We start from the raw sequence: 10212 nt of genomic DNA, 5'->3' as shown, positions 1-10212 counted from the left end.
CAGCAGCGCAAAACCAGCAGACGGACTCGGCACTCGTGAGCCAACTGACCTCGGCGGAGTCGCAGATTCCGGACTACCCGCGTGTCAACCTCTCCGACACGTCCACGGTGCTGACCAGCGCCCAGGCAGCAACCGCGGACGCCGCCGGCACTGACATCATCGCCCTTTCCTACGACCCGACCGCACAGATCCACAACGTGGAGAACATCAACCTGGAGCCGGTGTGGCCTTTTGGCCAGATCGGCGATGACCCTGCCGGCAGCAACACCATCACAAACCTGGCCAAGCGTACGTTCGATCACCGGCCGTTCACCGATGCCGAAGTCTGGTCGTTCGACGCGATGGACGCCGCCCGCCTGGGAAGGGCCAGCGACTTCGAATCCAACACCAAGACGCTGACCACAAACTTGCAGTCGTTGATCAACGGCATGAGCCAGTACAACACGGCGTACGAAGGCGACCTCGAACAGAGCGCCACCGTCGCGGCCAGCACCAACGAAGCGCTCGTGCAGAGCTACGACGGCACCGTCCGCATCGCTCCCGCATGGCCATCAGACTGGAACGTCGACGGATCGGTCTACATCCTCGGCGGAGCGAAGGTCGACGTCCAGGTCCGCAGCGGCGTCCCGTCCACGGTCGGCATCGAAGCCAAGACCAGCACCACCTACACGGTGCGCAGCCCCTGGCCCGGCCAGCAGGTGCAGGTGATCAACGCCGGCACCGGCGCCGTGGTCGTCGCCCCGACCTCGGCGGCGACACTCACCGTTCCGGTGACCGCCGGCACCAACTACCTCATCGAGCAGACCGCGGCGCCCACCTCGAGCCTGACCTACCAGGCCGTCACCGGCACCCCCGCCACGACCGCCCGCACAATCGGCACGGGTTCGAGCCAGATCTCCATTGGGCTCACCCCCAGTAACAACATAGTGGATGACACGGACTCGGGAATCACCTACACCGGGAGCAGCTGGTCGGCCCAGTCCGGCCTCGGCAGCAACTACTTCAACGGTACCCAGAACGTCGCCACCACCAATGGTGACTCGTTCACGTACACCTTCACTGGCACCGGTGTCGACTTCATCACGGCGGAGGCCAGCAACCGCGGCCATGTCCACGTCTCGATCGACGGGGGAGCGGACCAGACCTTCAACTGCTCGTCCACAACCACCGCATATCAGCAGGCCTGCGCGAGCGTGCGTGACTTGGCGTATGGGAGCCATACGATAAAGGTGACGAAGGTCGACGGCAGCTACATGACCCTCGACGGGCTGAAGGTCACCAATGACATGGTGGATGACACCGGGAATATCGACTACTCCGGGAGCAGCTGGTCGGCCCAGTCCGGCCTCGGCAGCAACTACTTCAACGGTACGCAGTACGTCGCCACCACCAATGGTGACTCGTTCACGTACACCTTCACTGGCACCGGTGTCGACTTCATCACGGCGGAGGCCAGCAACCGCGGCCATGTTCACGTCTCGATCGACGGGGGAGCGGACCAGACCTTCGACTGCTCGTCCACAACCGTGAAATATCAGCAGGCCTGCGCGAGCGTGCGTGACCTGGCGTATGGGAGCCATACGATAAAGGTGACGAAGGTCGACGGCACCTACATGACCCTCGACGCGCTGAAGGTCACCAACGACATGGTGGATGACACGGCCGGGAACATCGCCTACACCGGGAGCAGCTGGTCGGCCCAGTCCGGCCTCAGCAGCAGCAACTACTTCAACGGTACCCAGTACGTCGCCACCACCAATGGTGACTCGTTCAGTTACACCTTCACTGGCACCGGTGTCGACTTCATCACGGCGGAGTACAGCAACCGCGGCCATGTCCACGTCTCGATCGACGGGGGAGCGGACCAGACCTTTGACTGCTCGGCCACAACCGCGGCATATCAGCAGGCCTGCGCGAGCGTGCGTGGCCTGACGTCTGGGAGCCATACGATAAAGGTGACGAAGGTCGACGGCACCTACATGACCCTCGACGCGCTGAAGGTCATATCGTAATCCCGGAAATACCGCGCAGTGCTGGTGTGCTGATCCGCACGGTCGACTCGCCCCTGGTCGGGCGGCGCACCAGCACTGCACCCTCAAGGGGGCCGGGACGTTCGGGGTGCCGGAGCGGTTCGTGGGAACCTGGTGACGCAAGGTCAGACAGCGGCCCAGTCCTCCGCCCTCCACAACGACGTCAACCCCATCACGGCGAAAGCCCCACCACGGCGAAGCCACCGTCGACGGCAACACCGACGGTGGCTTCGCCGACTCCGGCAATGGGCCGGCAGACCTGGATTTCGGTGGCGTCCAGGCGGAGCTCGATGCCCTCGGCCCCGGTGTAGGCGAACACGTCCGCCAACGTTCGTAGGCGAGGGGCCGGGCTGGCCGGGGACCGCGCTCATGGGTCCCGCCCGCGGAATCACAGCGGATCAGAGTCTGCCGGCCCCGCCGGTAGTTCTTCGGTGGTTGGGCCAGGGCGAGGCGGATGGCGGTGATGTGGGCGGCGGCCGTGTTCGAGCCCGCGTTGCCGGGGCGGAGGAGGGCCGCGACTGGTTCGCCGGTTCCTCCAGGGCCGTGGTCGACGAACCCCATCAGCGGGTGGTGGCCGTAGGTCTTCTTCCAAGTCGGGGCGGCGTCCTGCTTGTCCGAGTGGGCGAGCACCAGCACTCCGTCCGGGTCCACGGTCACCTGCCCGCCGGCATCCGGAGCCCGGTCACACCACGGCCCGGCCGTCCCCCTGGACGCGGACATGGGGATAGGAGCCGGCAGGCTTGTTCACCTGGAAAGTACCTCTGGATTCAGCGGGAACAAGTACCTCGAAAATCCTCGTCCTTGCTGTTCAAAGGCCCTTTCTGTTTGTGTGACCGCCTACCGGACAGCCCGCTTCATGAAAGCGCGAGGCTGGGTGACCGCTGACCCGGCGTCCGATGGTCCACTCGCGGCTGACGGTCCGACTCGGCCCGCGCGTGTATTTCGACCTCACCCGGAGCCTCGTCGGAATTCCGACCCGGCTGAGCTCCCACTGTTCCTCGAGAGCGCGCACCTCGTGCTCCTTGCGGTCCAGCCGCATCCGGATCCGCACAGCGTGACTGATCTGGGACTGGACGAAGATCTGCCGCCAGGCGGGCTCCGTCGACCGCCACTCTGCCAGCAGGTCGCACTGCTCACCGCCGCCGTAACGGATGACGTACGGAACCTCGGGCTGGTTGAGACCGAGCAGCGTCGCCCTCAACTCCTCCCCGGGTACCGGCGACACCCTTTCTGATGGGTGCCGGGTGCCGGTCAGCTTGGCCGGAGCCGCCGCGTGATCAGGGCCATCGCCGACGCGTCCGGCCGCTTGGCAGTCCTCGATCCGCCCGCAACGCCGAGGGACAACCGGCTGTGCCGCTCGACCACCCCGATCCTCCAGGCGATAGCCGGTCCCGCCCCGGCGAGATGTCATTCGACGTCGATTCCGGGGAGCGGGTGCACCCGGACCCCCCTCATCACGATACGTGCATGTTTGTTCCCCGAACCGCCAGTGCCAACTTGAATGGTCAAACTATTGAGATCAATTGTGCGTTGAGCCAGGCTTCCCCTGACATGGCGTGGACCCCATTTCGGACCAATCCGCCATCACTATCATGCCGGGGACTTCTGTGATATTTCATGCGCAAGCGGCAAAGCAGCAGACAAGCCAAGAAGCGGAACGTCGGCAGGGCGGCCAGGAGACGGTTCCGAAGCGCGGGTTGTCGCTGCGTACGACCCTGCTCATCCTGGCCCTGGTTCCCATCATCGCCACGGTCGCCCTGTGGGCGATGAACTCGGCTCAGCTCTACGGCAACTGGAAGAGTTTTCACGACCGCAACAACGCGGGCAAGCGGCTCGGGCAGCCGATCGCCACCGTCTTCTACCAATTGCAGGCAGAGCGGCAACTGAGCGCGGCGGCACTCGCCGACCCCAAGGCCGGTCCGTCGAGTCTGGCCAAGCAACGTGAGCTCACCGACCGGTCTGTCCAGGGCTTCGAAGCACTGTCCGACTCAGTTCCGGCCGGTCTCACCAAGAGTTTCCAGCAGGTCAGTCGGGGTCTGGAGCGACTGCCCGAGTACCGGGACGCGGTGGACAAGCGGCACGCCACCCAGGAGCAGACGTTCGACAGCTACACCGGTGTCATCGCCTCGGACATGCAGTTGCTCGAGGACTTCACCACGGTCGGCATCGGCGAGGTCACCGCCCTCACCAGGCCGATACTCGACGCGCAATGGGGCCAGGAGATGCTCTCGCGCGAGAGTGCGATCTTCACCGCTGGAGCGGCGAGCGGTCGCTTCACCAGTGCGCAGCGCCTCCAACTCGCCGAGGTGATCGGCAGCCAGCAGCACATCTACGAGGACAAGGTCATACCGCGGCTGCCCGGCACGTACTCCAAGACGTACCAGCGTGTTCTGTCCGGCGCGGCCTGGAAGCAGAAGACCGGGATCGAGCAGACGGCTCTGAACGCCGAGAGCCCCGGGAGGAATGGCCGGACCCCGGTGTCCGCACGGCTCGGCAAGGAGTGGCAGCAGAGCTACGGTGCGATAACACCCCAGCTGCTGCAGGTCAGTGGCGCGTACTCCGAGTACCTCGTCAGCGCCGTCGACGACAAACTGAGCGCCATGATGACTGACCTGGTCGTCAACAGCTCCGTGGGTGCCGCAGCCGTACTACTGGTCTTCCTGATCTCGCTGCGGCTCACCGGAGTCCTGCGCCGCCGCATCCTCGGACTCCGCTCCGCGGCGCTGAAGCTGCAGACCCGGCTGCCCGACATGGTGGAGCGGCTGCGGCAGGGCGAGACGGTCGACACGGATGCCGAACTGCCCGAGGTCCGTTACGGCAACGACGAACTGGGCATGCTCGGCCAGGCTCTCAACCAGGCCCGCAGCGGTGCCCTGGAGACAGTCGTGCGGCAGGTCGAGCAGTACCGCGGCTTCGAGCGCCTGCTGCAGCGCATCGCCAGACGCACCCAGTTGCTGATCGGCATGCAGATGAAACGTCTCAGCGAGATGCAACGGCAGCACGAGGACCCCGAGGTCCTGGAAGGACTCTTCGACGTCGACCACCTGGCCGCCCGACTGCGGCGCTACGAGGAGAACCTGGTCATTCTCGGTGGCGGTCAGCCCCAGCGGCGCTGGCACAATCCCGTGCTGCTGCTGGACGTGCTGCGCTCCGCGCAGGGCGAGGTGCAGGACTACCGGCGTATCCGGATCGACACCGAGGGCGAGATCTGGCTGTCCGAGCGCGCGGTCGGTCCCATGGTGCACGTACTGGCCGAACTGATGGAGAACGCGGTGTCGTTCTCCAGACCGCCGACTCCGGTGGAGGTGTCCGCGTCCCGGGTGGGCCGCGGCGTCGCGGTCGAGATCGAGGACCGCGGCATGGGCATGGACCCCGAGCAGTACGCCGAGGCCAACCGCCTGATGACCGACCCACCCCGCATGGACGTGATGTCCCACGCCGACGACGCCCGCCTCGGCCTGTACGTCGTGGCCCGGCTGTCCGTCAACCTGGGGTTGAACGTGGAGCTGCGGCCCTCGTCGTTCGGAGGCACCCGGGTGGTCGTCCTGGTGCCGGCAGTGCTGATTTCCGACGGGAGGCCGCGCTCGGAGCCGCCGAACGGCGCTGTCCCGGCGCAACGCGTGATCATCGGCGCGCCCCGCTCCGGGCAGGACGGCGATCCTGGGGCTTCGTGGCCGGAGCCTCAGCCTCAGCCGCAACTCCAACCACAACCGCAGCCCGGCGACCAGGAGGCGTCCACGCGCCCGGTCACCGGCCCCAGGACCAAACCGTCGGCCCACGCCACGGCCGTGCCCCCGACGGCGAGTTCGGGCCCGCTGCCCCGCCGGGTACGGCAGGCCAGTCTGGCCGCCGAACTTCGCCGTCCTTCCTGGGCGTCCGCTGAGAAGTCGCGCGTTGAGACCTCGGCGACGGAGACGGAGACGGCGACGGAGACGGAGCCGTTGCCGCGCCGCTCCGGTGCCGCCGTCGGCGCCTTCCAGCGCCAGTCCCGGATAGCCCGGCTCGGGCCCGATTCCGGTCAACAGCCCACTCAACCGTCACCGGGCCACGACGGGACCCGCAAGGAAGACAGACGATGACTCTGCGAACCACTGCCACCGACTCCGACCTCGACTGGCTGCTCGACCGCTTGGTCGACCAGGTGCCGGGCACCAGGAACGCCATCGTGCTGTCCGACGACGGCCTGGTGGTCAGCCAGTCCAGCAGTATCGACCGGGTCGACGCGGAACGCCTGGCCGCCATCGCCACCGGCCAGCAGAGCCTGGCCCGCGGAGTCGGTGAGGTCTTCGGCGGCGGACCGGTCCATCAGGTCATCATCGAGCTCCGCGAACTCTGGCTCTTCGTCAGCTCCGCCGGACGGGGCACGCACCTGGCGGTCGTGGCGGACCAGGAGGTGGACGCCGAGGTGATGTCCGTGGCGATGCACACCCTCGTGCAGCAGGTCGGGCAACGCCTGGGCACCGAGGTCCGTGTGGTGCCGGGCGATGCCGAGGGATCGGCGTCCCGCCGCTCCGCCGACGCCGAGAGTGGGGGAGGACGTGAGTGAGCCACTGGGCGGACGCGGCACCGGACGACGAGTACGCGGAGCAGAGCTTTGTCAGGCCGTACACGATCACCCAGGGGCGCACGACCTCGGCCCGGGACGACCTCACCCTCATCACCGTGATCGCGACAGTCGTCCCGCCCGGTGAGGAGCCCTCGACCCGTGGCCTGCAACCCGAACACAAGCTGATCCTCCGGCAGTGCCGCACCCCGGTGGCTCTCGCCGAGGTCGCCGCCGGGCTGAACCTGCCCGTGGCGGTTACGAAGATCCTTGTCTCCGATCTGATCACGCTCGTCAGGGTGACGGCCCGGCCACCGCTACCGGTCGCGGTGGGCCAGGGAGCGGACATGACACTTCTCCAGGCGGTGAAAGATGGCCTACTCAGACTCTGACGACCAGGTCGGGGCACACGCGCCCCACTCCACTGCGGCCCAGGCTCCGGCAGCAGTGAAAATACTCATCGCGGGCGGATTCGGTGTGGGCAAGACCACCATGGTCGGTGCCGTGAGCGAGATCGTGCCCCTGAACACCGAGGAACACCTGACCGTCGCGGGTGTCGGTGTGGACGACATCGATGGGGTGGACCAGAAGAGCACCACGACGGTGGCCCTGGACTTCGGCCGGATCACCGTGAGCGCCCAACTCGTGCTGTACCTCTTCGGCACACCCGGCCAGGAACGCTTCTGGTTCATGTGGAATGACCTGGTGCATGGGACGCTCGGCGCCGTCGTCCTCGTGGACACCCGGCGGTTGGAGAGCAGTTTCGCGTCGATCGACTTCTTCGAGAGCCGCGGCGTCCCGTTCGTCGTCGGCGTCAACTGCTTCGACGGACGCCAGGACCGCACCGAGCCCGAGGTCCGGGAGGCACTCGACCTCGACCCGCACACCCCCATCGTCATGGGCGATCTCCGGCAGCGCCAGGTGAGCCGCGACCTGTTGCTGGCCCTGATCGAGCTTCTGATGTCCGGCCCGGCGCCGCTCCCGGGTCACCCGGTCGCCGCGCTGCCGGGCACGATCAGCACCATGTGACGCTCAAGATTCGATCTCTCCTTCATTGCTCGCGGACGCGGCTCGGCTCATCGTGAGCACGGCGTCACGGCGTCACGGCGTCACGGCGTCACGGCGGCGCAGCACGCCAAACGGCGAACCACCGTCTGGGCGTCGCTGCGCCGGTGAAGGAGAGCGGACGCCGTGGAGCTGATCGCACTCGGTCGGCCGATCAAGGAGACTGCGGCCCGTCCGGGCTCGTGAACAGAACCCGTCACCATCCGGCCCGGAGGAGATCGTCGACGCTGCGCCATGGTTCGACGACCGCAGCACTCTCCTGCAAGGCGGCGCCACGGCGGCGGCGCTCAGCATCGGGCAGCGCGGCTCGAGCGAGAGCCACGGCCACGGCCACGTCAGCACTGCAGGCAGCGACGACGAAGATCTGGGAACCGGGCAGCCCCCCCGCCGTTTGCACCGACAAGGTCACGAACCAGCGGATGGAAGAGTTGAAGCAGCCCCATATGTGCGGATCACCACCCCCTGCGAAGAAGCGCTGTGCGTCTGCGAGGGCAATCCCATGTGCCGGTATGGCAGCAGGGATCGTGGGCTGCTGGCAGTCAGGACAGATCATGGATACCTCGGCAAACTGGACTGGTCACAGAGCAAACGCCGAACGCAGGAGCGTGACATGTTCCGCGGCGGACAATGGGTGGTCGCGTCTGTGGGCGACGACCACTCGTCGGGGTGTGACGTCAGTGACTGCGAAGCACCCTGTACGGCATTGAAGGCCTGATCGGCCATGGCGAGGATTTCCCGGGCCCGGATGAGGAGGACCGCACCGGCGGGTGTCGGCCGTGCTGCCGGGCCGGAGCGGTCGACGAGAGTGGCCCGTACGGCGCTTTCCAGGTTCCGGACCTGCTTGGAGACCGCCGACTGGCTCATGAAGAGCCGTCGGGCAGCTGCCGAGAAGCCACCGGAATCGATGACCTGAGTGAAGATCATCAACTGCTGCAGGTTCAGAGTCATCCGGGGCACTCCAAAACAACCCAGTGGCGGGCAGGAGGGAAGAAACGGGGCAAGCGCGGCTGGCGCGCCGTGGCAGCTCAGGATGGTTGACAGCGGCATATTCCGGTAGGGCGCAAACTACCTGTTTCGATACCTGTTCCAGGTACCTGCACCAATGCCGTCGACCGGTCGGGCAACCTTGCCCCCTGGTGGCCGGGACCCTTCGCCGGGGCGGCTGAATACTCACGATGCAGGGGAAGGCGCTCCGCTGCGGAGGGTGCAATCGGAGGTATTGCGGAACGTGCGGGCCAGGGACGGTGCCGACCAGCGCAGGGCAGGGCCAAGCGGCACAGCACGGACGATGCGGTCGGCTATCGGGTTCTGCTGGGCCTGCTCACCGAGTGCGGCGACACCGAGGGGGACCCGATACCGGTCGCTATCGAGACGTCCCGCGGCCTGCTTGCCGCCGTACCTCGCACTGGCAAACGTCAGGTCTTCGCCGTCAACCCCCTTGCGGCAGCTCGCTATCGCGACCGGCACGGCGTCTCCCGCAAGAAGTCCGATCAGGGCGACGCCCTGGTTCTTGCGAACATCCTGCGCACGGACATGCACGCCCGTCGTCCGTTGCCGAGGCCTTCCCTCAGCACCCGGACGCCGACGTGATCTGCAGTCTTCCCGGTCTCGGTGTCCAAATCGGAGCGCGGGTGCTCGCTGAGATCGGGGACGACCACCGGCGCCTCGCCGACGCCCGCGGGCTGAAGGCATACGCCGGCACTTCACCGATCACCAGAGCCTCGGGCAAGAAGTCGTCCATCACCAGAGGGTGGATGAAGAACGACCGGCTCAATCACGCCGGTTACCTCTGGGCCTTCGCCGCTCCGACCGCCTCGCCTGGACCTGAAGATCCCCAAGTTGCGGACCGGGTCATGGTCTTGGTGTGGGACTGTGAGGATGTCGGGGACGGGCTTGACCGCTGTCCGGCAGCGGAGACGAGAGTCCGTGATGCCTTTGCGTGTGTCGGCGCTCGTGTTGTGGAGCCGAGTTGGCCGCGCGCCGAGTGGCGGCGCCATGGGACGTAGAAACCTGCGGCGCAACCCTAGCTCCGCACGGGCGCCAACACCTACCATCCGACCAGTCCAGTTCCTGCGGGCCACTTCCTCGTGGACGCCTATTCCTCCAACGCGCGGTGCACCATCCCCTCGACCCGTGGGGATTCAAAAGCCACTCAAACGATTGACCACAACCTTGGGACCCCGACCGGCAGTGCGGGGAAGCTGTGGTCGTTGCTTGATGCCGTACCCGGGGCGAACTGCATCTATCCGACTGACACCAGGCATGAGAACAGTCGTAGCGTAACTAGTCAATCGATTGATCTGGAGACGTTCATGGTCGTAAAACGCTGTGGCAATCCACTGGGGAGAATCACTAGAGGTCGCCGCAGGCGACGGTCCAAGGCTGTCCGGCTGATGCTGGCGGCCACCGTCTGTGCGTCGTCGCTCGTCACCATCGGCGCGAGCGGAGCTTCAGCCACTGTCACGCAGACGGCGTGGAACAACGGCGCATTCCACGTCGACGTTCCGAACGTGGTCCGCTCGTCCGACATCGCCCTGACCCATCCGAACGCGAATGCCAATCAGGCGCTCCCGC

At 66.5% G+C, this 10212-nt stretch carries 7 protein-coding genes and 3 pseudogenes; 7 read left to right on the top strand and 3 right to left on the bottom strand.

Annotated features, from left to right (window positions below; translation table 11 throughout):
* Nucleotides 1–2012: pseudogene (locus tag ACH4UM_RS41410) on the top strand (hypothetical protein); the annotation flags it as partial.
* A gap of 190 nt (nt 2013–2202) precedes the next feature.
* Here ACH4UM_RS41410 and ACH4UM_RS41405 read toward each other — a convergent pair.
* Both ACH4UM_RS41405 and ACH4UM_RS41400 read right to left on the bottom strand, forming a co-directional pair.
* On the bottom strand, nt 2203–2349 hold the full coding sequence (locus ACH4UM_RS41405) for a hypothetical protein (RefSeq protein ID WP_398191743.1): 147 nt from the start codon (nt 2347–2349) through the stop codon (nt 2203–2205).
* Nucleotides 2304–2714, bottom strand: a pseudogene (locus ACH4UM_RS41400) (transposase); the annotation flags it as partial. The gene ACH4UM_RS41405 and the pseudogene ACH4UM_RS41400, both read right to left, overlap by 46 nt.
* Before the next feature lie 1013 nt (nt 2715–3727).
* Here ACH4UM_RS41400 and ACH4UM_RS41395 point away from each other — a divergent pair.
* From ACH4UM_RS41395 to ACH4UM_RS41380, 4 genes are read left to right on the top strand one after another with little or no spacing between them, the layout of a single operon-like run.
* Nucleotides 3728–6109, top strand: a complete 2382-nt coding sequence (locus tag ACH4UM_RS41395; RefSeq protein WP_398191740.1) for a nitrate- and nitrite sensing domain-containing protein — start codon at nt 3728–3730, stop codon at nt 6107–6109.
* The gene (locus tag ACH4UM_RS41390) at nt 6106–6576 is read left to right on the top strand and encodes a roadblock/LC7 domain-containing protein (protein ID WP_398191737.1); all 471 of its coding nucleotides are present in this window, start codon (nt 6106–6108) and stop codon (nt 6574–6576) included. Before ACH4UM_RS41395 ends, ACH4UM_RS41390 begins: the two co-directional genes overlap by 4 nt.
* Complete coding sequence (locus ACH4UM_RS41385; RefSeq protein WP_398191733.1) at nt 6573–6965, top strand: DUF742 domain-containing protein; 393 nt, start codon at nt 6573–6575, stop codon at nt 6963–6965. Before ACH4UM_RS41390 ends, ACH4UM_RS41385 begins: the two co-directional genes overlap by 4 nt.
* Entirely contained in the window at nt 6946–7602 is a 657-nt protein-coding gene (locus ACH4UM_RS41380; RefSeq protein WP_398191730.1) for a GTP-binding protein, read from the top strand. The genes ACH4UM_RS41385 and ACH4UM_RS41380 overlap by 20 nt, the downstream gene beginning before the upstream one ends.
* A gap of 585 nt (nt 7603–8187) precedes the next feature.
* Here ACH4UM_RS41380 and ACH4UM_RS41375 read toward each other — a convergent pair.
* The gene (locus tag ACH4UM_RS41375; RefSeq protein WP_398191727.1) at nt 8188–8586 is read right to left on the bottom strand and encodes a LysR family transcriptional regulator; all 399 of its coding nucleotides are present in this window, start codon (nt 8584–8586) and stop codon (nt 8188–8190) included.
* A 318-nt stretch (nt 8587–8904) separates the two neighbouring features.
* On the opposite strand from ACH4UM_RS41375, the pseudogene ACH4UM_RS41370 reads away from it, so the two are divergent.
* Together ACH4UM_RS41370 and ACH4UM_RS41365 are read left to right on the top strand one after the other, a co-directional pair.
* Nucleotides 8905–9461: pseudogene (locus ACH4UM_RS41370) on the top strand (transposase); the annotation flags it as partial.
* A 570-nt stretch (nt 9462–10031) separates the two neighbouring features.
* Nucleotides 10032–10212 (top strand): hypothetical protein (locus tag ACH4UM_RS41365; protein ID WP_398191724.1); only part of this gene is annotated, 181 nt, incomplete at its 3' end.

The sequence above is a fragment of the Streptomyces sp. NPDC020801 genome, from assembly GCF_044334385.1.
Taxonomy (GTDB): Bacteria; Actinomycetota; Actinomycetes; order Streptomycetales; family Streptomycetaceae; genus Streptomyces.
This window is presented reverse-complemented; position numbering and strand designations above follow the sequence as displayed.